At 50.9% G+C, this 25,530-nt stretch carries 24 protein-coding genes and 1 tRNA gene; 3 read left to right on the forward strand and 22 right to left on the reverse strand.

The annotated features are described in order from the left end of the window. Positions 1–9 precede the first annotated feature (9 nt). Both DFR42_RS27920 and DFR42_RS27925 read right to left on the reverse strand, forming a co-directional pair. Positions 10–792, reverse strand: coding sequence for a transporter (locus DFR42_RS27920; protein WP_110258361.1), 783 nt, complete (start codon positions 790–792; stop codon positions 10–12). Between the two features lie 10 nt (positions 793–802). Continuing rightward, the gene (locus DFR42_RS27925; protein ID WP_170133726.1) at positions 803–1,261 is read right to left on the reverse strand and encodes an Lrp/AsnC family transcriptional regulator; all 459 of its coding nucleotides are present in this window, start codon (positions 1,259–1,261) and stop codon (positions 803–805) included. A 145-nt stretch (positions 1,262–1,406) separates the two neighbouring features. Here DFR42_RS27925 and lysA point away from each other — a divergent pair, with 145 nt between their 5' ends. Next, positions 1,407–2,654 carry a diaminopimelate decarboxylase gene (gene lysA / locus DFR42_RS27930; protein ID WP_110258363.1) on the forward strand — a complete coding sequence of 416 codons (1,248 nt, stop codon included), beginning with the start codon at positions 1,407–1,409 and terminating at the stop codon, positions 2,652–2,654. Positions 2,655–2,658: 4 nt separating this feature from the next. Here lysA and DFR42_RS27935 read toward each other — a convergent pair whose 3' ends face one another. The 3 genes from DFR42_RS27935 to DFR42_RS27945 all read right to left on the reverse strand — a co-directional run bounded on the left by DFR42_RS27935 (position 2,659) and on the right by DFR42_RS27945 (position 5,063). Next, positions 2,659–3,435: a substrate-binding periplasmic protein gene (locus tag DFR42_RS27935; RefSeq protein WP_110258364.1), complete on the reverse strand. Its 777-nt coding sequence runs from the start codon at positions 3,433–3,435 to the stop codon at positions 2,659–2,661. A 265-nt stretch (positions 3,436–3,700) separates the two neighbouring features. Further along, on the reverse strand, positions 3,701–4,243 hold the full coding sequence (locus DFR42_RS27940; protein WP_110258365.1) for a TlpA family protein disulfide reductase: 543 nt from the start codon (positions 4,241–4,243) through the stop codon (positions 3,701–3,703). A gap of 67 nt (positions 4,244–4,310) precedes the next feature. Beyond that, on the reverse strand, positions 4,311–5,063 hold the full coding sequence (locus DFR42_RS27945; protein WP_245937119.1) for a phytanoyl-CoA dioxygenase family protein: 753 nt from the start codon (positions 5,061–5,063) through the stop codon (positions 4,311–4,313). 224 nt (positions 5,064–5,287) lie between these two features. Here DFR42_RS27945 and DFR42_RS27950 point away from each other — a divergent pair, with 224 nt between their 5' ends. Both DFR42_RS27950 and DFR42_RS27955 read left to right on the forward strand, forming a co-directional pair. Further along, positions 5,288–6,343 (forward strand): 3-deoxy-7-phosphoheptulonate synthase, encoded by a 1,056-nt coding sequence (locus DFR42_RS27950; protein ID WP_110258366.1) that lies wholly within the window; start codon positions 5,288–5,290, stop codon positions 6,341–6,343. Positions 6,344–6,437: 94 nt separating this feature from the next. Next, positions 6,438–6,890, forward strand: a complete 453-nt coding sequence (locus DFR42_RS27955; protein WP_110258367.1) for a DUF805 domain-containing protein — start codon at positions 6,438–6,440, stop codon at positions 6,888–6,890. A 65-nt stretch (positions 6,891–6,955) separates the two neighbouring features. Here DFR42_RS27955 and DFR42_RS27960 read toward each other — a convergent pair whose 3' ends face one another. The 17 genes from DFR42_RS27960 to DFR42_RS28040 all read right to left on the reverse strand — a co-directional run. After that, positions 6,956–8,317, reverse strand: a complete 1,362-nt coding sequence (locus DFR42_RS27960) for a formimidoylglutamate deiminase (RefSeq protein WP_110258368.1) — start codon at positions 8,315–8,317, stop codon at positions 6,956–6,958. After that, complete coding sequence (gene hutG, locus DFR42_RS27965) at positions 8,314–9,129, reverse strand: N-formylglutamate deformylase (RefSeq protein WP_110258369.1); 816 nt, start codon at positions 9,127–9,129, stop codon at positions 8,314–8,316. The genes DFR42_RS27960 and hutG overlap by 4 nt, the downstream gene beginning before the upstream one ends. A 13-nt stretch (positions 9,130–9,142) precedes the next feature. Beyond that, entirely contained in the window at positions 9,143–9,907 is a 765-nt protein-coding gene (locus DFR42_RS27970; RefSeq protein ID WP_110258370.1) for an IclR family transcriptional regulator, read from the reverse strand. 130 nt (positions 9,908–10,037) lie between these two features. Next, positions 10,038–10,328, reverse strand: a complete 291-nt coding sequence (locus tag DFR42_RS29420) for a hypothetical protein (protein WP_110258371.1) — start codon at positions 10,326–10,328, stop codon at positions 10,038–10,040. Positions 10,329–10,356: 28 nt separating this feature from the next. Beyond that, positions 10,357–11,037: an SPOR domain-containing protein gene (locus tag DFR42_RS27980; protein ID WP_110258372.1), complete on the reverse strand. Its 681-nt coding sequence runs from the start codon at positions 11,035–11,037 to the stop codon at positions 10,357–10,359. A gap of 14 nt (positions 11,038–11,051) precedes the next feature. Then, the gene (locus DFR42_RS27985) at positions 11,052–11,849 is read right to left on the reverse strand and encodes a type III pantothenate kinase (protein ID WP_245937120.1); all 798 of its coding nucleotides are present in this window, start codon (positions 11,847–11,849) and stop codon (positions 11,052–11,054) included. Further along, positions 11,846–12,637 (reverse strand): biotin--[acetyl-CoA-carboxylase] ligase, encoded by a 792-nt coding sequence (locus tag DFR42_RS27990; protein WP_110258383.1) that lies wholly within the window; start codon positions 12,635–12,637, stop codon positions 11,846–11,848. The genes DFR42_RS27985 and DFR42_RS27990 overlap by 4 nt, the downstream gene beginning before the upstream one ends. A gap of 188 nt (positions 12,638–12,825) precedes the next feature. Next, the gene (gene rpoC, locus DFR42_RS27995; protein ID WP_110258373.1) at positions 12,826–17,055 is read right to left on the reverse strand and encodes a DNA-directed RNA polymerase subunit beta'; all 4,230 of its coding nucleotides are present in this window, start codon (positions 17,053–17,055) and stop codon (positions 12,826–12,828) included. Positions 17,056–17,412: 357 nt separating this feature from the next. Then, positions 17,413–21,519: a DNA-directed RNA polymerase subunit beta gene (rpoB, locus tag DFR42_RS28000; protein WP_110258374.1), complete on the reverse strand. Its 4,107-nt coding sequence runs from the start codon at positions 21,517–21,519 to the stop codon at positions 17,413–17,415. A 222-nt stretch (positions 21,520–21,741) separates the two neighbouring features. Next, on the reverse strand, positions 21,742–22,110 hold the full coding sequence (rplL, locus tag DFR42_RS28005; protein ID WP_110258375.1) for a 50S ribosomal protein L7/L12: 369 nt from the start codon (positions 22,108–22,110) through the stop codon (positions 21,742–21,744). A 52-nt stretch (positions 22,111–22,162) separates the two neighbouring features. Next, positions 22,163–22,699, reverse strand: coding sequence for a 50S ribosomal protein L10 (gene rplJ, locus DFR42_RS28010; RefSeq protein ID WP_110258376.1), 537 nt, complete (start codon positions 22,697–22,699; stop codon positions 22,163–22,165). Between the two features lie 295 nt (positions 22,700–22,994). Then, entirely contained in the window at positions 22,995–23,690 is a 696-nt protein-coding gene (gene rplA / locus DFR42_RS28015) for a 50S ribosomal protein L1 (protein WP_110258377.1), read from the reverse strand. Beyond that, positions 23,690–24,121, reverse strand: a complete 432-nt coding sequence (gene rplK, locus DFR42_RS28020; RefSeq protein ID WP_110258378.1) for a 50S ribosomal protein L11 — start codon at positions 24,119–24,121, stop codon at positions 23,690–23,692. The genes rplA and rplK overlap by 1 nt, the downstream gene beginning before the upstream one ends. A gap of 159 nt (positions 24,122–24,280) precedes the next feature. After that, positions 24,281–24,874, reverse strand: coding sequence for a transcription termination/antitermination protein NusG (gene nusG / locus DFR42_RS28025; RefSeq protein WP_110258379.1), 594 nt, complete (start codon positions 24,872–24,874; stop codon positions 24,281–24,283). Further along, on the reverse strand, positions 24,874–25,257 hold the full coding sequence (secE, locus tag DFR42_RS28030; RefSeq protein ID WP_110258380.1) for a preprotein translocase subunit SecE: 384 nt from the start codon (positions 25,255–25,257) through the stop codon (positions 24,874–24,876). The genes nusG and secE overlap by 1 nt, the downstream gene beginning before the upstream one ends. Positions 25,258–25,293: 36 nt before the next feature. Further along, a tRNA-Trp gene (locus tag DFR42_RS28035) sits at positions 25,294–25,369 on the reverse strand. Positions 25,370–25,437: 68 nt separating this feature from the next. Next, on the reverse strand, positions 25,438–25,530 hold a 93-nt coding region (locus tag DFR42_RS28040; RefSeq protein ID WP_484418525.1), incomplete at its 5' end, for an EF-Tu C-terminal domain-related protein.

Raw genomic sequence — 25,530 nt, forward strand, 5'->3', positions numbered from 1 at the left:
CAGGCTGCGTTACCACAACCTGGCAACCGGAACCACCACACCGGCAAACCAGACACGGCCCAGGGTCGCCGTATTCAAGCCCTTGATCATGCCAGCATCAAGAGTAAGACGCTTATTGGGGCTATACGTGAAAGCGATCAGTGCCTGCTTCTGGCTTTTGGTACCGACACGACGCCAGCCTGCCCATTCGGCAGTCAGGCCCATTTTATCTGTCACTTCGGTCGACAAGGAAGTCGACAAGCCGGTTTGCCAGTGCGATGTGGCATCTTCTGCAAAGCCCAGATGTGTCAGGTTCAAATTCAAATCGCCATGGACTTTGCCCATGTCCTGGCTGATGATACCGTTCACTGTCCAGTCAGATTTGCCAGATCCCAGGGCGTCTTTGGCAGTGGGGAATTTATTGCCAAACTCCAGGCCGAAAGCAGTTGCCTCGTCAATCACGAACGCCCGCTTTATGGTGAATGTAGTATCGCCAAAGCCGCGGTCACGCTGGCCTGCGCCATCATCACTGATAATATGTGCCTCGCCACCGAGCAAGATGCCCCACTCTTTGGAAAACGCCAGCTTGAACAGATAAGGCAAACTCTGGCGCAGTGCAGGCCCGGTCTTGCTGGAGTTAATCCCCATTTCCAGCTCAAGCTGCCCCGCCACTGGCAATTGTGCCGCATTCGATACTGAGGGACGGTAAGGAGTAATGGCATCGACTTCTTCATCGGCAGCATGTGCACACTGAGAGGCCAGGCAAGCCAGCAAAGTGAACAACGTCAAACCTGAGCGAGATAAGCTGGACATGGTTTTCCTTTCATTCTGTGATCAGCACACTGGGCGCACTGATGGCTTTACCGGCAACATGGGTAGTCAGCACTATCGCTGTCGAGGTAGAGCCAAAGGCATTCAATTCATTAATGATACGCTGCAAATGTTCTACATCGGTTGCCAGTACGCGCATCACGGCACCATCTTCACCTGTTACGGTATAGCAATCGATGATTTCAGGGCAACTGGCGACATACTGGGCATAAGGCCGCCCCTGTTGTGTTGAGAGCCTGATCATGGCGGTAATTTGATAACCCAGTGCCCTGGGATTAATATCGGCACGATAGGCACGTATTACCTGGGCAGCTTCAAGGCGCTTGATGCGCTCGGACACGGCAGGCTGGCTCAGGTGTACCTGGCGGCCTATCTCGGCATGGGACATGCGGGCATCCTGTTGCAATAATTGCAGGATTTTCTGGTCAAACTGATCAAGTTTATGATTCATAAGCATTTTGCGTAGATTTCCAATCAAACCCTTGGCGGGATGAACAATTCCCTATGGAATCCCATTCAAACCATGGATTGCACTTGCTAAAGTAGAGTTACTGTAGAGCTTACACCAAACCTTAGAACGCCCTGGAAGAATTGCCATGACAACGACTATTACCGCAACCCAGCTTGCCCATATTGCCACTGAGTTTGACACACCTTGCTGGGCCTATGACGCTTCCATTATAAGAGCGCAAATTGCCCGCCTGCGACAATTTGATGTCATCCGTTTTGCCCAGAAGGCATCCAGCAATATCCATTTGTTGCGCCTGATGCGTGAAGAAGGCGTGATGGTAGATTCTGTCTCGCTCGGTGAAGTGGAACGCGCGCTGGCAGCAGGTTATACCAGCCAGGCTGAGCATGGCGGCCATGCCCCTATCGTGTTCACTGCCGATTTGCTGGACCGTGCAACCCTGAAGCGCGTGGTGGAATTAAATATCCCGGTGAACTGTGGTTCACCGCAAATGCTGGAGCAACTGGGGCAGGCACATCCTGGCCATGCAGTGTGGCTGCGCATCAACCCTGGCTTTGGTCACGGCCACAGCCGCAAGACCAATACCGGTGGAGAGCAAAGCAAGCACGGTATCTGGCATGAAGAATTGCAGAATGCACTGGCCATCATTGATCAATATGGTTTGACGCTGGTGGGCCTGCACATGCATATCGGTTCTGGCGTTGATTATAATCATTTGCAAAGCGTCTGCGATGCGATGATAGAACAGGTGAAAATCTGCAAGCGTGACTTGCAGGCAATTTCCATCGGTGGCGGTTTGTCCATCCCTTACCGTGGTGACGAGCCTGCGGTCGATACTGCCCACTATTTTGAAATCTGGGACAAGGCCAGGAAAGAAATCGAAACCCTGCTGGGCCACAAGATCAGCATGGAGATAGAACCTGGCCGTTTCCTGGTGGCGCAATCCGGCATCTTGATTTCTGAATTGCGTGCGCAAAAACAGGTGGGCAGTAATTTCTTTGCCCTGGTTGATGCTGGCTTTAATGATCTGGTGCGCCCCTCCATGTATGGCAGTTTCCATCGCATTAGCTGTCATGCAGCAGATGGCACGGCACGTACTACCGCCTTGCGCCCTACCGTAGTGGCCGGGCCTTTATGTGAATCTGGCGACGTATTCACGCAAGAAGATGGTGGCGTAGTAACAAGCCAGGACTTGCCAGCTTGCGAAATTGGCGACTTGTTTGTCTTCCATGATGCCGGTGCTTATGGTGCCAGCATGTCGTCAAACTACAATTCACGCCCGCTGATACCGGAGATTTTGGTGGATGGTGAGCAGATCAAGCAAATCCGCCGTCGCCAAACGGTGCAGGAATTGATAGCACTGGAAAATATCTAAAGTTTTAGCGTATTTCTTCCAGGAGGCCAGCCTTCCTGGCTTTGAGGATGGCAGCATTGAGTCTGTCGATGATGCCGTCATCCTTGTCTGCCCTGACTGCAAAATGGATAGTGTCTATCAGCAGCGGCTTGGGCAATACCGTCAGGCGCACATCGGCAAATGGTGAGCTGCTGCCTTCATTCTCATCACGCAAGACCTGCAAGCGATTTTCCAGCACGCGCGGGTCTTTATTCACCTCACCAAACAAGCCAGCATCCATGCGCCGGAACAAAAGTTTATAGATGCGTGACAAGGGTGCGTAATTATCAACTTCCACCTTGAAGAGATTGTCTTTCATGGCATCGAAGCGGTCACCATAGCTAAAGCCACGCGGTATGCCTATGGTCTTGCCCTTGAGGTCAGCTACGGTATTGAAGCGGAATTGTGCATCGCTCCTGGTCACCAGGAACATGTACTTTGATTGTATGGGCAGGGAAAAGCGGAAGATTTTTTCGCGTTCTTTGGTCTTGCTGACGCCGTATAAAACACCTTCGCCATTTTCTGCTGCCTGCATGGCGCGTGGCCAGGGACTACGCTGCTGTTGTATCTGCAGGTTTTCTTCGCGTTCGATAAATTCGAATAACTTGTCTGCCAGTTTCAGGGGCAAGGGTTGGCCGCGCTGGTCTATAGGATCGGCCGTCAGTATGACTACGTCTTTGGCATGTGCCGCCTGCATACTCAGCCCAAGTACCAGAACGAGCGAAGTCAGCCGCAAAACCGGGGCAAGCGTGCACAAGCGCATTTGACTTCACCAAGACCTTTCATACAAAAACTCTCAAAAGCTGCAGGCAAAATTGATCTGGCGCATGGCCTGCAGCAGGGAGTGCTAAGGGATTGCAAAGGGAGAGCAAAACAGGAAAGTAGGAAAACTAATTCATTTCTCACTCACCAAACTTGTCAGATAGTAACGTCAATATAGCAATACGGCAAGTTTGACAACAAATTTTTACAATAAAAATCTGTCATGCAGCATGGCAAATTGCTGGCGAGGATACTGCTGAGAATGATCAGCTTTTAGCTGAGGGAGGGTGCTTTTGTATGATGGCCTTGATATGCGCCCATTGTGCGGGTTTGATGCCGCCTTTAAATGACTCCAGCACTTTGCCATCACGGCCTATCAAAAAAACTGTTGGTGTCGCAAACACCTTGCCAAAATTGTCCTGGTAATCAGAGGCATTGCGCCAGAGTGAGGGAAAGCCCTGGTTAGCCTTACTCAGCCATTTTGCCTGTTTGGCATAGTCGTCGATATCGCTCATGGCATCATCGATGCTGACGGCCACCAGTTCAAAGCCAGACTTTTTATTGGCTTCATAAAATTTGCGAAACGTTGGCATCTCGGCCTGGCAGGTTGGGCACCATGTGGCCCAGAATGTCACGAGGATGACCTCGCCCTTACCCGTATCGAGTTTAAAGGGTTTGCCATTCAGCATGGTGCCAGCCAGGGCGGGCTGCGCAGGGAACACTTCTTTACTTGCCGCCTGCGCAAATTGGGCATTGAGGCTGGACACGACGATAATAGTTAAAGCCAACAACTTTGACATACTGAGCATGGTGATACTCCACTTCTGTCTGGACGATAACTTACAGCATAGTGCAGATTGCCTTTACCGTCTGCGCTTATAAGGTGATTTCAGGATAAGCGGCAGAACGCGTACCTGGCCGTGGTGGATTATCTGCAGATCTGTAAGTAAATACCATGGAAAACTTGGTCGCTGCAGTCTGGTTCTTGCCTGCTGCATGAAAGAGATTGCTATGGAATAGCAAAACATCGCCCTGCTGCAAAGGCACGGGCCGTGCTTGCGCCAGCAAAGCCTGGTTTTGTTCCAGATCAGTACGCAAGAACTGGGCTTCGTCGAGTTGGGCAACATCAATATCGGTTTTGTGGGAACAGGGTATCACCAGCAGGCAGCCATTTTCCAGAGTCTCATTGCGCAATGCCAGCCAGGACGATATCAGTTCTGCGCGCTGGAAATTCCAGTAACGGCTATCCCTGTGCCATCCTGTGGCGGTGGAATACTGCGGCTGCTTGCTCATGATGCAGTTGTGATGCGATTGGGACAGCAAGGCCCCCTCACCCAGCAATTGCAGTAAAGTCGCAGCCAGGGCTGGCCCAGTCGCCCATCGCGCCAGACGCGGGTCACGGGCATAAGCCTGCAATAAACGCCTGGCCGTCAGGCCGCCTTCTGCATCGCGTGAAGCGGGTGCGCCAGGATAGCGGGTATCAGCCTCGTATTCTATAGGTTGTACCTGCCCAGCCAGTTGCTGTTCGCAATAGGCGATTACTTCTTCGCAATAGGCCGTGCTGGCCTGTTGCCGCAATACCAGAAACCCCTGGCTGGCAAATTCTTCTTGTTGCGCAGTACTTAACATGGTCATCATCTTCAGTGAGCAAAATGCCATCACCGTGCATCTGTCATGACGCACAAAAAACGGCTTACTCTGGATTTTAGGGGACTTTATCCTGGGATGATCAGAACAGATAAAGGCAATTTAAGCGAGATTGTGATTACAGGGGCACAAACAAAATCCGGTAATAGGTGATAATGTAGGCCAAATTTAACGCAATAAACTAACGCAAAAGCATCTTACTCAACATGACACACACCATACTGGAAAATATCAACGTCAGTTCTTTCGAGAACATGCCCACCCCTGAAGAATTGCATGCGCTCCTGCCTTTGAGCGATCTGGCAGGCGATGTCGTCGAGCAAAGCCGCGAAAGCCTGCGCAGCATACTGGAGCGCAAGGACAAACGCCTGTTCGTCGTCGTTGGCCCTTGCTCAATCCATGACCCGGTTGCCGGGCTGGATTATGCACGTCGCCTGAAAGCCCTGCAGGAAGAAGTCAAGGATGTGATGTTGCTGGTCATGCGCGTGTATTTTGAAAAGCCACGCACGACGACGGGCTGGAAGGGTTATATCAATGATCCGTATATGGATGATTCTTTCCGCGTTGATGAGGGCATGGAAAAAGCCCGCCGGTTTTTGCTGGACGTCTGTGAACTCGGTCTGCCGACCGGAACCGAAGCGCTGGACCCGATTTCGCCACAATACCTGGGTGATCTGATCGCTTGGACGGCGATTGGTGCGCGCACGACGGAATCACAAACCCACCGTGAAATGTCGTCCGGCTTGTCTACACCTGTGGGTTTCAAGAATGGTACGGATGGCGATATCAGCATCGCCATCAATGCGATCCTGTCTGCTTCACACCCACACTCTTTCCTGGGTCTGAATGGCCAGGGCCGCGTCTCCATCGTGCGCACCAGCGGCAATCAATATGGCCATGTAGTCTTGCGTGGTGGTGGCGACCGCCCTAACTACGATACAGTATCTGTCGCCATGGCCCAGCAAGCCCTGGTCAAGGCCAAGCTGCCACCCAATATCGTGGTCGACTGCTCACATGCCAATAGCTATAAAAAACCGGAACTGCAACCTCTGGTCATGGCCGATGTGATCAACCAGATTGCCAATGGCAACAAGGACATCGTCGGTGTCATGATTGAATCCAATATCATCGCCGGCAACCAGCCTATACCTGCGGATTTGTCGCAACTCAAATACGGCTGCTCAGTGACTGATGCCTGTGTGGATTGGGAAACGACGGAGAAGATGTTGCGGGATGCTGCGACGAGATTGCGCGGAAATTAAGCTCTTTTATAATTCCAGTGATGAGTGTGGCGCCAAAAGCTACACTCAAAATTCCCCCTCACGATAAACTTACGTCAGAGCATTGATCAAATTAATGAAGCGCAGAATCGGCGCGGGCACTTACTTACTGAGCATGTCAGTAGCGATTATTATTTGGTCTGTCGCTGTCACCTTGATCTGTGAAAAACTTGTGGTGCCTGGATACATCAGTCCACCTATGTTCAAGTTGAGTGTCTCCATACTGGGCCTCGTCTTTGCGGCATTTTTCTATCCCATGTCGGCTGCTCGCTTACGCGACTTGAATGTCCCGGCATGGTCGGTCAAGGTCTTGTCATTTCCATTGATCGCCGTAATCATTCTCCCTTTGCTGTGCTTCTTATCCGGACCACGTTGGGGAAACGACTATGGTCCACAAAGTACGCCATCTGGTTTCTTTAAAATAACGGCAGCATTTGTGGCTTTTGGTATTGCTTCATGCGCTTTGTATTCTGCCCTCACAACTTTGCATGGCACTCTGTATATCTTGCTTAGTCAAGGCATAAGATGAGCATGTGCCCTGCCTCGGGCGACATACAGTGACCTTCTGAACAAAATTCAACGAGGCTCAATTTTTTATAACATGCGTAAAGCACGCATACACAAAGCATAAGCGGCTTGTGTTTCAGGCTGCTGCCTATGCTTGCCATTTTCCACTACTTGTTGCCCACCCACATACACATCGCGCACCAGATTATCGTTGCCTGCAAATATCCAGGTATTGAGTACATCTGCGCTAGCTATCCCTGCGAGGTTGGGATGCTCATCATCAAGTACCACGATGTCGGCCCGGTAGCCTGCACTTAGCTGGCCGAGCTTACGCCCGCTGGCTTGCGCACCACCTTGCAAAGCTTGCTGGTATAAAAAATCCCCAACTTTGCGCTGTCCGGCAATGCTGGCGATATTGCGGCCTTGCAGGCGCAGGCGCTGGCCATATTCCAGCCAGCGCAATTCTTCTACCGGGCTTTGTGATACATGGCTGTCACTGCCTATGCCAAAACGACCACTAGCTGCAATGTAATCTGGCAGATCAAAAAAACCATCGCCGAGGTTGCCTTCAGTGGTAGTACAGATACCAGCCACTGCGCCACTGGCGGCCATGCCCTGCACTTCTGCCTTGCTGAGATGCGTGGCATGCACCAGGCACCAGCGCTCATTCACAAGCCCGCTATCGAGCAAGAGTTCTACCGGGCGTTTGCCTGAGTAAGCGATGCAGGCATCGACTTCTTTTTGTTGCTCGGCGATATGGATATGGATGGGACGGGCGGCGGGTAATGTCTCTACCAGTTCACGTATCTGGCTGATGCTGGCAGCACGCAGTGAATGCGGGGCTACACCAACCTCAACCTGGGCATTGCGCCTGCCTTCCAGCGCTTCTATCAACTGCATGATCTCTGCCACATTGGTAGAGAAGCGACGCTGGTCGTGGCGCAAGGCCTGCTCACCAAAATCGGCATAACTGTACAGCACTGGCAACATGCTGATACCCATGCCGGTCTGCTCTGCAGCAGCGATGACGCGTTCGGCCATCTCGGCTGGGCGTGCGTAAAAACTGCCATCCTGGTCACGGTGCAGGTAATGGAATTCACAGACTGCGGTATAGCCATGGCGCAGGCATTCTGCATACAGTTGTGCAGCGATAGCCTGGATTTGTTCTGGCTTGATATGCAGGGCATAGCGGTACATGAGGTCACGCCAGGTCCAGAAACTGTCCTTGCCCTCACCAGCCATTTCTGTCATGCCTGCCATGGCGCGCTGGAAGGCATGCGAATGCAAATTGGTCATGCCAGGCAAAACAAACTGCGCCTGGTTTTCATGTGCCTGCAAAGCTGCATCCTGTTCGACCAGGCTCAGGTCACCGCTCTCATTCCAGTGCAGGCGTACATTGCTGGTCCAGCCTTGTGGCAGCAATGCATGATGGGCAAACAAACTGCTCATGCGACCCTCCCTTGCGCCTTGTTCCAGTCCAGGCAGGCTTGTAGCAATTGCTTCAGCAAAGGCTGTACTTGTGCAGCCAGATCGGGACGATATTCATAAGGCGCGGCTTCGTTCATGTAGACACACTGACTCATTTCCAGCTGTATCGCATGGATATTGCGGGATGGCTGGCCATAATTGCGGGTGATATAGCCCCCTTTGAAACGGCCATTGAATATATGGGTATAGGCAGATGCATGGGCTGAATTCTGCAGCGCATTGGCGACGGCAGTTTGCATGCCTGCATCACAGGATTTTTGATCGGCAGTACCAAAGTTCAGGTCTGGCAATTTGCCTTCAAAAAAACGTGGCACTTGCGATGCAATGGAATGTGCATCCCACAGGACGACGCTGCCATGCAGGCTCAGCAAACGATCCAGCTCTTGCTGTAATTGCTGGTGATAGGGTTGCCAGTAAGTGGCGATGCGGCGTTGCACTTCGGCTTCTGCCGGCAAATTTTCCGGTGCATACAAAGGCTGTTTGGCAAAAGTGTCGACGGGGCACAGGCCGGTTGTATCTTGCCCTGGGTACAGATTGGCATTGTCAGAGGAGCGGTTCAGGTCTATCACATAGCGCGAATATTCTGCTGCTATGGTAGACGCACCCAGCTCTGCTGCCATATTGTAGAGGCTGGGCAAATGCCAGTCGGTATCGGCTTTTTCCAGCGCCACTGGCAGCATCTGGGCTGCGACATCATCCGGTATGCTGGTGCCTGCATGTGGCATGGAAATCAGTAGTGGCAGGCTGCCCTGTTGAAAGTGATACGCAGTCATGATGTCTCCGTCTTTATGGATGTTGTAGTTTGCGGCTCAGCCTGTCGGCTGCTGCCAGGGTCATGTTGATGAATTCTTGCTTGCGCTCTTGTATGCGCTGCGCCGGTGCCATCAGGGACAAAGTGGCTTCGAGTTTGCCACGGCCAGAAAATACCGGTGCGCTGACACCCCAGATACCCAGATCAACTTCATTTTCACTGGTGGCATATCTTTGCTCGCGTATGCGGTTCAACTGGGTTTGCAAGTCTTGCAGGGACGGGCTTGATAACGGTGAATTTTCCAGGAAATTCTGTGCCAGCAGATCATCTTGCAAGGCAGGTGGCAGATATGCCAGCAAGGCCTTGGCCGACGCACCACGCACGCTGGAACTGGCACGGCCCTTGGCAAAGGAACAGCGCAGTGCTTGCTGACTTTCCTGCATGTCCAGGCACACCACCTGCCCATTCACGTAGGCCAGCAGGCCTACGCTTTCCCCCGATTTTTGCACCAGCTCAGCCAGCTCATCACGTGCGGCATTCATGAGCCAGGAATGCTGGTCAAAACCGCGCGCCAGTTGCACGGCCAGAGGGCCAGGTTCATACAGGCCGGTTTGCGCATGTTCCTGCACCAGGCCCCATTTCTTGAGCGGCGCAAGCTGGCGGTACAGGGTACTGAGGGGCAAGCCGGTTTGCTCTACCAATTCACGCGCAGACAGTGCTTCGCCATGACGGGCTATGCAAGTCAGGACTTGCAGAACGCGTTCGTTTTGGGGAATGAGGTCCTTGCTGGCTGTGGACATGGGAACATGGATTGAAATAGCAGTACGTGACTCATTCTAGCAAGCAAATGAGAAACATCAAGAAAGCATTCCCACATTATGGGAATTGCATCAGGTATTTGAAGTGAAAAGAGATATGAAGAACAGAGAATCAGTCGTGACCGCTGAAATAATCTTTATTTGACCTTGAGAAGTTCATGAAATCCCCTTCGCTTGCATCGTCCCGACTTACATATTGTCCACTGGGAGGCCCCAGGCTGGGCTGCACAAACAGATAGCAAGTTATAACCCCGATGACTGGTAATAGCCAGATCAGGCCATATTGACAATACTTTTGCACAGGATCAAAAAATTCACTCCTGGCGACCAGGTAAGTCACATAAAGATTCATTACCAGACAGAGAATCGCAATGCAAACGGTCAGGATGACAAAACTATTCATATTGGCAGGATAACAGATCTGGTAAAAATTAACTCCTGCTATACGGCGTCAACTGACAATTGCGATTCTCTTGCGCAGGGAAACCAGCCTTGATGGCGTCATACTTACTCTTTTCTTCTGCACTCAGGGTTCTGAGCTGGAAAGCGAATTTGTTGGTACTGACGGTACGCGGGCCTATACGGGCTGAGCGCACGCCCTTGTTGCTGAGATTGTTCAAATGCAGTTTCGCTGCTTCTTCGGTTTTGAAGACGCCCAGGGAAATACCCCAGCGCAGATTGCTCTGGTCCTGGACGATGTAAAAATCATTGATGCCCAGGCGGCGCAATTCGCCCGCTTTTTTATCCGCACCTTCTTTACTACCCTGAGATGGGATGAAGACCATGTGGGTGGCGACATCAACAATATTGATGCGCGACTGGCGGTCGCCCAGGGCCAGGGTCTTGAGTTTTTCTTCTATGCGGGGTATCTCGGTTTGCTGGAAATTACCAACTTCCAGACAGGCAATGACTTCGGCTTTCTTTTCTGATACTGGCTCTGCAGGCGTGAGTGCCTCGGCAGCCGTCATCAATTTGAGCTGGTCGACATGATGTTGCTTCTTCAGGCGCTCTGGCTCATGGGTATCGAGTGACCAATGTCCTAAATAGCCAAGATTGAATGCCAGCAGGAAGGCATTCAGGATGAGCAGGCTCCAGAAAAAGAATCTCAGCATGGTAAGTGTCAGTGTTATCGGTCCGGGCTTGATTGTGCCACGACAAACAGGCCCGTCAAGACCAGATTATCGACATGTTGGTAAGGAATGCCCAAATGGCTCAGTAAATACGGTGCAGCGCCACCAGAAATCACACATTTGATGCTTTGCGATTCTTGCTTTTCCAGTGCATCGACAGCGCGCAAGATGGCGCCGACCTGGGCGCTGATACAGCCACTGATGATGGCATGATCGGTATTGTCGGCAAACACCCTGGCGATATCGGTCGATTCTGCCACCTGAGGCAATTGCGCGGTATTGCGTGCCAGTGATTCTGCCATGAGCTTGAGGCCAGGCAAGATCATGCCGCCCTTGAACAGGCCTGCGGCAGTAACAGCATCGACTGTGGTGGCAGTTCCACAAGTGGCGACTACCAGGCTTTGTTGCGGGAACAGATAATGCGCACCTATCATGGAGGCGAGGCGGTCACAGCCCAGTTGCGCCGGATTGCGATAAGCATTGTGCAGGCCAGCGATGTTTTCCTGCGAAGCAAACCAGTCTATAGCTACACATGGCTGCACATCTTCCAGCAAGACCGTCAACTTATCTTTGATAGCTGCACCAGCGACATTGGAAATCAGAACATGCTTGAACTCCATGCCTTGCCAGCTGGTTTTCAAACTATCCAGCTCAGCGTGACTGACAGAGGCGATCTGCTGCCATACCGGTGCAGCGCCCGCTACTACTGTATCCAGCGAGATTACCGCCCATTTGACGCGCGTGTTGCCTGCATCGATGAATAACTGCGTCATGCCAGTTTTATCCTTTTTCATGTTGCTGGCCGCAAAGACACATCACCCGCCAATACATTGACCTGGCCCTGCTCGGTCTGCAATACCAGGCAACCAAGCAAGTCCACACCCAGCGCTATGCCTGCATGCAAAATTTGCCCATGATCGAGGATATGCACACTTTGGTTGGCGTAGGCATGCAAGGCATTCCAGCGTGGCAGGAAGGCACTGAAACCATGTCCGGCAAATTGCTGCAAGGCGCTTGCCAGGGCATTCAATAATTGCGCCAGCAAGAGGTTTCTATCCATTTGTGCCAGCCAGGGTGCATCGGCCAGGGCACGGCCAACCTGCGCTTCCAGTTCGTCTGATACTTGCAGGTTAAGGCCTATGCCAGCGACTATCCAGGTACCACCCTCACTTGCTGCGGCAGATTCCAGCAGGATACCAGCCAGTTTTTTACCATCGCGCAGGATGTCATTTGGCCATTTGAGTTGCACGTTCTGGTTCAGGGTATTCAGACACTCGGCCAGCGCAACCCCTATCGCCAGCGGCAGGCCCAGCAGGTTTTGCGGTGCTTGCGGCAAATGCCAGGCCAGAGAAAAAGTCAGCATGCCGCCAGGCACGGTCAGCCATGGGCGACCAGCGCGGCCACGCCCGGCGGTCTGGTGTACCGCTACCCGTAGCACCGGGCGCTGCAATAGCGGCAGGCGCGACATCAGGTCGGCATTGGTGGAGCCGGTTTCTTGCACGACTTCGATATCAACTTCGCGTGCGGCTGCATCGCAGAGTTTTTCTATGTCGACGGCATTCAGTAAGGTGTTTTTATTCAATTGCCTGGTCACTCAATATGATTCAAACCGTATGACTTATTGAAGATGCGCCTATATGCATCTATGTCCATACGCATCAGTATGCGGGTATTTTACAGCGGCCCGGCATTCCAGCGGGCGTAAAAAAAACGGCACCCTGTTATGGGTGCCGTTTCTTCATGACTTAATGAACTAAATAGGCTGACTAATTACGCTTCGCCATCTACTACATCAGTTGCTGTCACTTCTGGGATCGGAGCAAATGCTGCTTTTTCCGCTTCCAGCAAGGCTACGCGTTCATCGGCTTCCCAAGTTTCTTTCAACTTGCGGGCACGGTGGAATGCCAGACCTGTACCAGCAGGGATCAGGCGACCAACGATGACGTTTTCTTTCAAACCACGCAGACCGTCTTTTTTGCCCATGATCGCAGCTTCGGTCAGAACACGTGTGGTTTCCTGGAAGGACGCTGCAGAGATGAAGGAATCTGTAGACAGAGATGCCTTGGTAATACCCAGCAAGATATTTTCATATGTTGCAGGGATACCGTTGGCAGCAATGACGCTATCATTCTCATCCAGCAATTCAGAACGTTCTACCTGTTCACCAACGATGTAGTTGGCATCGCCTGGATTCACCACGACAACGCGACGCAACATCTGACGCACAATAACTTCAATGTGCTTGTCATTGATCTTAACGCCTTGCAAACGGTACACGTCCTGAACTTCATCAACAATGTAACGTGCCAGCGCTTCGATACCCAGCAAGCGCAGGATGTCTTGTGGATCGGCCGGGCCGTCAACAATCATCTCACCCTTGTTCACCACCTGGCCGTCATGCACCAGAACTTGTTTGTCTTTGGTGATCAGGAACTCGTGTTTCTCGCCGTCCATGTCTGTGATTTCCAGACGTTGCTTACCTTTGGTTTCTTTACCAAACGCAACCGTACCTGTTACCTCTGCCAGCATACCGGCATCTTTTGGTGAACGGGCTTCGAACAACTCGGCAACGCGTGGCAGACCACCGGTAATATCACGGGTTTTTTGTGATTCTGTCGGGATACGCGCCAGAACTTCACCCACGTGTACTTGCTGACCGTCTTTCACGGTAATCAGCGCGCCCACCTGGAAGCCGATCGTTACTGCATGTTCTGTACCAGCGATTTTGACTTCTTCGCCTTGTTCGTTCAACAGCTTGACTTGTGGACGCAACGTTTTACCAGCAGCGCTACCACGGCGTTTCGCATCAATTGCCACCAAAGTGGACAGACCTGTCACTTCATCAACCTGTTTGGCAACAGTCACGCCTTCTTCGACGTTTTCGAATTTCACCGTACCGGTGTATTCGGTAATGATAGGACGGGTCAATGGATCCCACGTTGCCAATGCTGTACCAGCCTTGATGACCAGACCGTCTTTAACGATCAGGGTTGCACCGTAAGGTACTTTATGACGTTCACGTTCACGACCGTGGTCATCAGTGATCAGCACTTCGCCAGAACGGGAAATAACGATCTGGTCGCCTTTACCGTTAGTGACATAACGCATGGTTGCTGTGAAACGGATAGTACCGTTGGACTTGGCTTCAACAGACGATGCAATCGCTGCACGGGATGCTGCACCACCGATGTGGAAGGTACGCATCGTCAACTGTGTACCTGGTTCACCGATGGACTGCGCAGCGATAACACCAACTGCTTCACCAGCATTGACCAGAGAACCACGACCCAGATCACGGCCATAGCACATTGCGCACAGACCGTAGCGTGTGTCGCATGTCAGTGGTGTACGTACTTTGACTTCATCGATGCCCAGGGCTTCGATGCGTTCTACCGATGTTTCATCCAGCAGTGTGCCAGCTTCGTACAGTGTTTCCTGAGTTTCAGGATTGACGATGTCGTTGGCGCAAACGCGGCCCAGGATCAGGTCACGCAAAGGCACGTTAACTTCACCGCCTTCAACGATGGCTTTCATGGACGAACCATTGGCTGTACCGCAGTCATCTTCAACCACGACCAGATCTTGCGTCACGTCAACCAGACGACGTGTCAGGTAACCGGAGTTAGCTGTTTTCAACGCCGTATCGGCCAGACCTTTACGCGCACCGTGAGTGGAAATAAAGTACTGCAAAACGTTCAGACCTTCGCGGAAGTTCGCGGTGATCGGCGTTTCGATAATCGAGCCATCCGGTTTCGCCATCAAACCACGCATACCTGCCAACTGACGAATCTGGGCTGCAGAACCACGCGCACCGGAGTCGGCCATCATGTAAATGGCGTTGAAAGATTCTTGTGTACCGACAGTGCCGTCGCGGCGTGTGACTGGCTCAACTTTCAGTTGTTCCATCATGGCCTTGCCGACTTCATCACCGGTTTTGCCCCAGATATCGACCACTTTATTGTAACGTTCACCCGCAGTCACCAGACCGGACGCATATTGCTGTTCGATCTGTTTGACTTCGTGTTCTGCTGCTGCCAGCAAAGTCACTTTTTGTGGTGGAACCAGCATGTCATCGATACAGATGGAGATACCGGCGCGTGTCGCCAGGCGGAAACCCATTTGCATCAATTGATCAGCAAACACTACCGTTGCACGCAGACCGCACTTGCGGAATGAGGTATCGATGAGTTTGGAAATTTCTTTTTTCTTCAACGCACGGTTCAGTACGGTGAATGGCAAGCCTTTAGGCAGAATCTCGGACAAGATCGCGCGGCCAACAGTCGTTTCATAACGCTTGATGGTTTTAACGAATTCGCCGGTTTCTACATTCTTAGGGTATTCAGTAATACGTACTGTGATACGTGTGCTCAGTTCGACTTCCTTGTTGTCCCAGGCGCGGATCGCTTCTGAAACGTCAGGGAACATCATGCCTTCGCCCTTGCCGTTGATTTTTTCACGGGAAGCGTAGTACAGACCCAACACGATATCCTGGGAAGGAACGATAGACGGTTCACCATTGGATGGGAACAGAATATTGTTGGATGCCAGCATCAAAGTGCGTGCTTCCATCTGTGCTTCGATAGACAGAGGAACGTGGACCGCCATTTGGTCACCGTCAAAGTCGGCATTGAAAGCCGCGCAGACGAGTGGATGCAACTGGATCGCTTTACCTTCAATCAGGACTGGCTCAAAGGCCTGGATACCCAGACGATGCAGCGTAGGCGCACGGTTCAGCATGATAGGATGTTCGCGGATAACTTCTTCCAGGATATCCCATACAACTGGTTCTTGTATCTCTACCAGTTTTTTCGCTGCCTTGATGGTTGTAGCCAGACCCATCAATTCCAGTTTATTGAAAATGAAAGGTTTGAACAGTTCCAATGCCATCAATTTTGGCAGACCGCACTGATGCAATTTCAGTTGTGGACCAACCACGATAACGGAACGGCCAGAGTAATCGACGCGCTTACCCAGCAAGTTTTGACGGAAACGACCGCCCTTACCCTTGATCATTTCTGCCAGGGATTTCAGAGGACGCTTGTTGGCGCCTGTCATTGCCTTACCGCGACGGCCGTTATCCAGCAGGGAATCGACGGCTTCCTGCAACATACGCTTTTCATTGCGTGTGATGATTTCAGGAGCGCGCAATTCCATCAGACGCTTCAGACGGTTGTTACGGTTGATAACGCGGCGATACAGATCATTCAGATCGGAAGTCGCAAAACGGCCACCATCCAGCGGGACCAATGGACGCAGTTCTGGCGGCAGAACCGGCAGAACTTCCATGATCATCCAGTCTGGCTTGATGCCTGAACGCTGGAATGCTTCCAGTACTTTCAGACGTTTTGCGTATTTCTTGATCTTGGCTTCAGATTTGGATTCTTTCAACTCTGTGCGCAGGGTTTCTGCATCACGGTCGATGTCGATGGAACGCAGCAATTCGCGGATACCTTCAGCACCCATGAATGCCGTGAATTCGTCGCCGAATTCTTCGTACTTGGCTGCGTAATCATCTTCAGACATGATCTGGCATTTTTTCAGCGGAGTCATGCCTGGATCGGTGACCACATATGCTTCAAAATACAGTACGCGTTCGATATCGCGCAAGGTCATGTCCAACACCATACCCAGACGGGATGGCAGGGATTTCAGGAACCAGATATGCGCAGTTGGGGAAGCCAGCTCGATATGGCCCATGCGTTCACGACGCACTTTGGCCAGAGTCACTTCAACGCCACATTTTTCGCAGATAACGCCGCGGTGTTTCAGACGTTTGTACTTGCCGCACAGGCATTCGTAATCCTTGATAGGACCAAAAATCTTGGCGCAGAACAGACCGTCGCGCTCAGGCTTGAAAGTACGATAGTTGATGGTTTCCGGCTTTTTAACTTCGCCGTAGGACCAGGAACGAATTTTTTCTGGGGACGCCAGACCAATTTTGATCGCGTCGAATTGTTCGTTGGGTTGGACTTGCTTGAATAGATCGAGCAGAGCTTTCATGTGTATCACTCCAGTTAAGCGCGCAAACGCTTGGTGGCTGAATGGTGCTGCAACAGAAGCTTCGCCGCTTTACCCTGTTCGCATGAGCGGGAGAGCCAGGTCTTTTCGACACAGGTTCCGCTGATACCGGGAACGACATTACTTCCAAACTGCTTGCCAGGTTTAACGGCCATCGCCCGAATGCTATCCGGGCGATGATTTTACTGCAATTACAAATCGGAACATCTGATTAAGCTACTACGCGACGCTATTTTGGGCCTGCGATGCTCGCCGTACCTTCGTACGACTGTGCGTCAGGGTTTTCAATGCGCCAAACTAACGCCGCTCGCTACGCTTACTCAGATGCTCCTTTACTTATTAACTACGTTCCAGATCGATATCGATACCCAGAGAGCGGATTTCTTTGACCAGAACGTTGAAGGACTCAGGCATGCCGGCGTCGATCACATGGTCACCCTTGACCAGGTTTTCGTACACTTTGGTACGGCCATTCACGTCATCAGACTTGACTGTCAACATCTCTTGCAAGACATAAGACGCGCCGTAAGCTTCCAGTGCCCAGACTTCCATCTCACCGAAACGCTGACCACCGAACTGAGCTTTACCGCCCAGTGGTTGTTGCGTGACCAGAGAGTAAGGACCGGTCGAACGTGCATGCATCTTGTCATCAACCAGATGGTGCAATTTCAGAACGTGCATGTAACCCAGCGTGACTTTACGCTCAAACGCTTCACCAGTACGGCCATCAAACAGGGTGACCTGGTTTTTCGATGGTGTCATACCCAGTTGTGCGGCGATATGGTCAGGGAAGGCCAGATCCAGCATACGGCGGATTTCGCTTTCATGCGCACCGTCAAATACTGGTGTTGCAAATGGCACACCATTTTTCAGGTTGTTCGTCAATTCCAGGATCTCAGCATCAGAGAAGCCGTCGATGTCTTCCTTCTTGCCAGACTCGTTATAAATCTGTTTCAGGAAACCACGCAGTTCTTCTACCTTGGCTTTTGCTTTCAGCATTTCGCCTATGCGCAAGCCCAGGCCTTTCGCTGCCCAGCCCAGATGCACTTCCAGAACCTGACCAACGTTCATACGTGATGGAACACCCAGTGGGTTCAACACGATGTCTGCTGGTGTACCGTCAGCCATGTAAGGCATGTCTTCGATAGGCACGATACGGGAAACCACACCCTTGTTACCGTGACGACCCGCCATTTTGTCACCAGGTTGCAGGCGACGTTTAACAGCCAGGTAAACCTTGACCATTTTTTGTACGCCTGGCGGCAATTCATCGCCTTGCGTCAGCTTGGTACGTTTTTCTTCAAAGGCCAGATCGAACTGATGACGTTTTTCAGCGATGGAATCTTTCATCGCGACCAATGCATTGGCTGCTTCATCAGATGCCAGGCGAATATCGAACCAGTGGTATTTATCCACGCTGGCCAGGTATTCTCTGGTGATCTTGCTGCCCTTAGCCAGTTTGGCCGGGCCGCCGTCAGCGATCTTGCCATCCAGCATACGTTCCAGACGCTCAAATGCATCGCCTTCAACAATACGCAACTGATCGTTCAAATCGAGGCGATAACGCTTCAATTCATCATCGATAATCTGTTGTGCACGTTTGTCGCGTTGTATGCCTTCGCGGGTGAACACTTGTACGTCGATAACTGTACCTACCATGCCGGAAGGTACGCGCAGGGATGTATCTTTAACGTCAGAAGCTTTTTCACCGAAAATGGCGCGCAGCAGTTTTTCTTCTGGTGTCAGTTGAGTTTCACCTTTTGGTGTCACTTTACCAACCAGGGTATCGCCGGCTGTTACTTCAGCACCGATGTAGACGATACCGGATTCATCCAGACGTGCCAGTTGATTTTCTGCCAGATTGGAAATATCACGTGTGATTTCTTCCGCACCCAGCTTGGTGTCACGGGCAACAACCGACAACTCTTCGATATGGATCGAGGTATAGCGATCATCAGCCACAACTTTTTCAGAGATCAGGATCGAATCTTCGAAGTTATAACCATTCCAGGGCATGAACGCGACCAGCATGTTCTGACCCAGGGCCAATTCGCCCAGATCTGTGGATGCGCCGTCGGCCAGTACGTCACCTTTTGCGACCAGATCGCCAACTTTAACGATAGGACGTTGGTTGATATTGGTGTTCTGGTTGGAACGGGTGTACTTGATGAGGTTGTAGATATCCACACCGACTTCACCAGCCTGCGCTTCAGCATCATTGACGCGAATAACGATACGGCCCGCATCGATGTAATCAACTTTACCGCCACGCAGTGCCTGTACTGTTGTACCGGAGTCAACTGCCACAGTACGTTCGATACCTGTACCAACGAATGCTTTTTCTGGACGCAAGCAAGGAACAGCCTGACGTTGCATGTTGGCACCCATCAACGCACGGTTCGCATCATCGTGTTCGAGGAACGGGATCAGGGATGCCGCAACAGAAACCACCTGACCAGTCGCCACGTCCATGTACTGGATACGTTCCGGGGATACCAGGATCGTTTCGCCAGCTTCACGGGCAGAGACCAGTTCATCGATCAGTTTGCCTTCACCGTCGATCGTCGCATTCGCCTGAGCGATGATGTAACGACCTTCTTCAATCGCGGACAGGTAATCGATCTGTGTCGTGATCTTGCTGTCAACCACTTTACGGTATGGTGTTTCCAGGAAACCGTATTCGTTCAGACGCGCATACAGAGCCAGCGAGTTAATCAAACCAATGTTTGGTCCCTCTGGTGTCTCAATCGGGCAGACGCGGCCATAGTGGGTTGGATGAACGTCGCGGACTTCAAAGCCGGCGCGCTCACGTGTCAAACCACCAGGTCCCAGGGCGGAAATACGACGCTTATGCGTGATTTCTGACAATGGGTTGGTCTGATCCATAAACTGGGACAATTGTGAAGAACCGAAAAACTCACGGATCGCAGCAGAGATAGGCTTGGAGTTGATCAGGTCATGCGGCATCAGGTTGTCGGCTTCAGCCTGACCCAGACGCTCTTTGACAGCACGTTCAACACGTACCAGACCAGCACGGAACTGGTTCTCAGCCAATTCACCAACGCAACGTACGCGACGGTTACCCAAGTGATCGATATCATCGACTTCACCACGGCCATTGCGCAGCTCAACCAGAATCTTGATCACGGCCAGCACGTCTTCGTTCGACAAAGTCATGGCGCCTGTCAGTTCATCACGGCCAATACGGCGGTTGAACTTCATGCGACCGACTGCGGACAGATCGTAACGGTCTTCGCTGTAGAACAAACCATTGAACAGGGCTTCAACAGAATCTTCTGTTGGTGGTTCGCCAGGACGCATCATGCGGTAGATGGCAACGCGGGCAGCCATCTGGTCAGCTGTATCATCAGCACGCAGAGTCTGGGAAATGTAAGCACCCTGATCCAGGTCATTGGTGTACAAAGTCTGGATATCAGTGACTTTGGCATCGCGCAAACGACCCAGCAATTCTTCTGTCAGCTCATCATTGGCATTGGCAATGACTTCGCCAGTGTCTGCATCAACGATGTTCTTGGCCAGGACGCGACCCAGCAGGTAGTCTTCAGGCACGGAGATGTGCTTGATGCCACCGGCTTCGATTTCACGTACATGCTTGGCATTGATACGCTTGTCCTTGGCAACGATGACTTTGCCGGCTTTGTCGCTGATGTCAAAACGGGCAACTTCGCCGCGCAGACGTTCTGCAACGAATTCCATTTCTGCGCCATCACTGTGCAGATTGAAATTATCGAAGACAAAGAAATTGGCCAGGATCTGTTCATTGCTCATGCCTATGGCGCGCAGCAGGATAGTGACTGGCATCTTGCGACGACGGTCAATACGGAAGAACAGGATGTCTTTAGGATCGAATTCGAAATCGAGCCAGGAACCACGGTAAGGAATGATCCTTGCCGAGAACAACAATTTACCGGAAGAATGTGTCTTGCCGCGGTCATGTTCAAAGAACACGCCAGGGGAACGGTGCAACTGGGACACGATAACGCGCTCAGTACCGTTGATAACAAAAGAACCCGTAGTTGTCATCAGAGGCAATTCGCCCATGTAGACTTCCTGTTCTTTCATTTCTTTGACAACCGGCTTGGTTGGCGATTCCTTGTCCAGAATGACCAGGCGAACTTTTGCACGCAAAGGCGATGCATAAGTCAGTCCACGCAGTTGACATTCCTTGACGTCAAATGCAGGATCGCCTAAAACGTAGGACAAGAACTCCAGACGTGCGAAACCATTGTGCGAAACAATAGGGAAAATCGAAGTGAAGGCTGACTGCAAGCCTTCATTTTTGCGAGTTGACGGTGTTCTGTCTTCTTGTAAAAAGCTCTGGTAAGACTCGATTTGAGTCGCCAGTAAGAACGGAACGTTGTGGACGTTGGCGCGCTTCGCAAAAGATTTACGAATACGCTTCTTCTCAGTAAATGAGTAGTGCATGGACACTCCGTGAGTGGCAAGGAAGGATAGAGAATTCAGGATTTTTGTCACAAAAACAACGCATAGCAACTCTGTGACAAAAAAACCTCAAGTCTCAACCCTCGGTCTTAATAAACAGCTAAACAACCCTGAACGACAAAGAAGCCAAAGAGGAACCCTCTCTTCCAAGAGGATTCCTGTCTTTGACTTGGGCAAATCCGGAGATTTGCCATAATACCTGAATTACTTGAGGTCTGCTTTCGCGCCTGCTTCTTCCAGTTTTTTCTTAGCGGCTTCAGCATCAGCTTTAGAAACGCCTTCTTTAACTGCTTTAGGTGCGCCATCAACCAGATCTTTAGCTTCTTTCAAGCCCAGACCAGTGATTTCGCGAACTGCTTTAATGACGCCAACTTTGTTTGCGCCAACTTCAGCCAGAATTACGTTGAATTCTGTTTGTTCTTCAACTGCTGCTGCTGGACCTGCTGCTGCTGGGCCAGCTACTGCTGCTGCGGATACGCCGAATTTTTCTTCGAAAGCTTTTACCAGGTCGTTCAGGTCCATTACGGACATCGCGCCTACGGCTTCCAGGATATCGTCTTTGCTAATTGCCATTTGAAACTCCAATTAATTAATTACATTGATACGGTATTTGACGGAAAAAATCTTATTCTGCGACAGCTTCAGCAGCTTGGGCTACTGGTGCTGCAGGAGAACCGGATTCTTTCTGTGCTGCGACGGCTGCCAGAGCACGGGCGAAAGCAGATACAGGAGCCTGCATCATGCCAACCACTTGTGCCAACAGTACTTCACGGCTAGGAATGCTTGCCAATGCGACAACGCCAGCTTTATCCAGCGATTTGCCTGCATAGTTACCCGCTTTAACAACCAGTTTGTCATTGCTTTTTGCAAAGTCTTGAACGACTTTAGCAGCAGCAACAGCATCTTCCGAGATTGCATAAATCAACGGACCAGTCATTTCAGAAGCGAGACTTGCAAATGCAGTTCCCTCAACAGCGCGACGTGCCAATGTGTTTTTCAACACACGCATGTATACGCCTTGAGCGCGTGCGCTAGCACGCAATTGCGTCAAATGACCGACCTGGATGCCACGATATTCGGCCACGACGATAGTCTGTGCAGTTGCTACTTTTGCAGAGACTTCAGCGACGACGGCTTTTTTGTCATTCAGATTGAGACTCACGGTCAACCTCCATTAATGATATTCAGTCCATACACCGGAATGATGTACTTCCCTCATATCGTTTCGAACACGGCGTCCGAAGTTAGGAGTTTCACTGGGGGACCAGTAATCACTACAAAACTTGTTCGGGTACACCATCTGCGTTGGGGCCTGTCGATTACTCTTCAGATATTAACCTCATGCTTGAAAACTACCCTCGCACACTCGGCCCAACGGTCTTTGACACTCTGGATGTTTGTTCAAAACATCCAGCCCAAAGATGCGCCCTGCATCAAAAGATGCAGGGACTTAATTCTTAGCCTGCCAGATTAGCGTGATCTACACGTACACCTGCACCCATAGTGGATGAGATGGATACTTTACGCAGATACACACCTTTGCTGGATGCTGGTTTTGCTTTGTTCAAAGCATCGATCAGTGCAACCAGATTGGACTTCAGGTCACCATCAGCAAACGACTTACGGCCGATTGTTGTGTGGATGATACCTGCTTTGTCTGTACGGTATTGAACTTGACCAGCTTTTGCATTTTTAACTGCATTAGCTACGTCAGGAGTTACTGTGCCGACTTTAGGATTAGGCATCAAACCGCGTGGGCCCAGGATCTGACCCAGAGTACCAACGATACGCATGGTGTCTGGAGAAGCGATAACTACGTCAAATGGCATGTCGCCAGCTTTAACGCGTTCAGCCAAATCTTCCATACCAACGATGTCAGCACCAGCAGCTTTCGCTTCTTCCGCTTTTGCACCTTGTGCAAATACGGCTACGCGTACTGTTTTGCCTGTACCAGCTGGCAATACAACTGCGCCACGAACAACCTGGTCAGATTTCTTAGGATCAACGCCCAGTTGAACGGATACGTCGATGGATTCGTTGAATTTTGCTGTTGCGCATTCTTTGATCAAAGCGATAGCATTGTCAAATGGATACACTTTCAGACGGTCAACTTTCGTTGCCAGCAATTTTGCTTTTTTAGATAACTTAGCCATTACAGACCCTCCACCGTGATGCCCATGGAACGAGCAGAACCAGCAATAGTACGCACTGCTGCGTCCATATCAGCTGCTGTCAAATCAGCGCGTTTAACTGTCGCGATTTCTTCAGCTTGCTGGCGAGTAATTTTGCCAACTTTGTCTGTATGTGGTTTGGAAGAACCTTTAGTGATGCCAGCTGCTTTTTTGATCATGTAAGTTGCTGGAGGAGTCTTCATCACGAATGTGAAAGACTTGTCAGCAAATGCGGTGATCACAACAGGAATAGGCATGCCTGGTTCCATACCTTGGGTCTGTGCGTTGAAAGCTTTGCAGAATTCCATGATATTCAGACCACGTTGACCCAGAGCTGGACCGATAGGTGGGGATGGGTTTGCTTTACCAGCTGGCACTTGCAGCTTGATAAAACCAATGATTTTCTTTGCCATGTTTGGCTCCTTCAAAAATTGAGTAGTAGCGCCTGTCAATGTCTTTTCACACCAACAGGCTCCTCCGCCTGCTGAGAGTTATCTGTATTAAACAGCTAACGCTCTGACCAGTTTCAATAAATTGCTTTATTACGTACCGGTCAAACGTGAATACTGGTCTTAAACCTTTTCAACCTGGGCAAATTCCAGTTCAACTGGAGTTGCGCGGCCGAAGATGGTGACTGTGACGCGTACTTTGGATTTTTCATAATTGACTTCTTCGACATTGCCGTTAAAGTCAGTGAAAGGACCATCCTTGATGCGTACTATCTCGCCTACTTCGTACAAGACTTTTGGTCTTGGTTTTTCAACGCCATCCTGCATCTGCTGCAAAATCTTGTCGACTTCGTGTTGTGGTATCGGGGAAGGCTTGTTTGATTTGCCACCGATAAAACCGGTTACCTTGCTGGTGTTTTTCACCAAATGCCAGGTATCGTCAGTCATTTCCATTTCAACAAATACATAGCTAGGGAACAGACGACGCTCAGTCACTGCTTTCTTGCCATTTTTTACTTCGATGACTTCTTCAGTCGGAACCAGAATCTGACCGAACTTGTCTTGCATCTCTGCGCGTTCTATGCGCTCTACCAATGCACGATGCACGCTCTTTTCCATACCGGAATAAGCATGCACGGCGTACCATCTTTTAGCACTTTTAGGTACAGACACCGCTGGTGCTGTACCTTCTTCGTTTTCCTGAATGTTCTCGCTCATTATTTTTTCCATCCGAGGATTACGTCATACAACAAAAATCCGATTAACTGATCGGTGCCCCACAGGAAAATTGCCATCACCAGGACAAAGCCGAATACGACGGCAGTGATCTGACCAGCTTCTTTCCGGGTCGGCCATACAACTTTTTTGGTTTCGCGCACAGCTTCTTTAGCAAAGCTGACAAAATCGCGACCCATTTCAGACGTTGCAACAAATCCAACTGCAACCAACAAACCAACTACCAAAGCAATGGCACGTATCCACGTTGCCTGTCCAGCGAGAATATAAAAAGCAGCAACACCGGCAATCGCAGCCACTACCGCCAGAATGACTTTGTACTTGTCATTGGATGTACTAACTGTTTGAACGGGATGATTAGACATACTTTATTTACTTTCGGTGGCCTGTGGCCTTGATGGTGGCAGGGGCGGAGGGAATCGAACCCGCGACCTTCGGTTTTGGAGACCGACGCTCTGCCAATTGAGCTACACCCCTACATCTTGACACTTGCTATATGTCTTGCCTGAATATTCAGGCAAGACATATATTTTACTACTTATTTATTACTCGATGATTTTAGCAACAACGCCAGCACCGACTGTACGGCCACCTTCACGGATAGCGAAGCGCAAGCCTTCTTCCATCGCGATCGGGTT

The sequence above is a fragment of the Undibacterium pigrum genome (assembly GCF_003201815.1).
Taxonomy (GTDB): Bacteria; Pseudomonadota; Gammaproteobacteria; order Burkholderiales; family Burkholderiaceae_D; genus Undibacterium; species Undibacterium pigrum.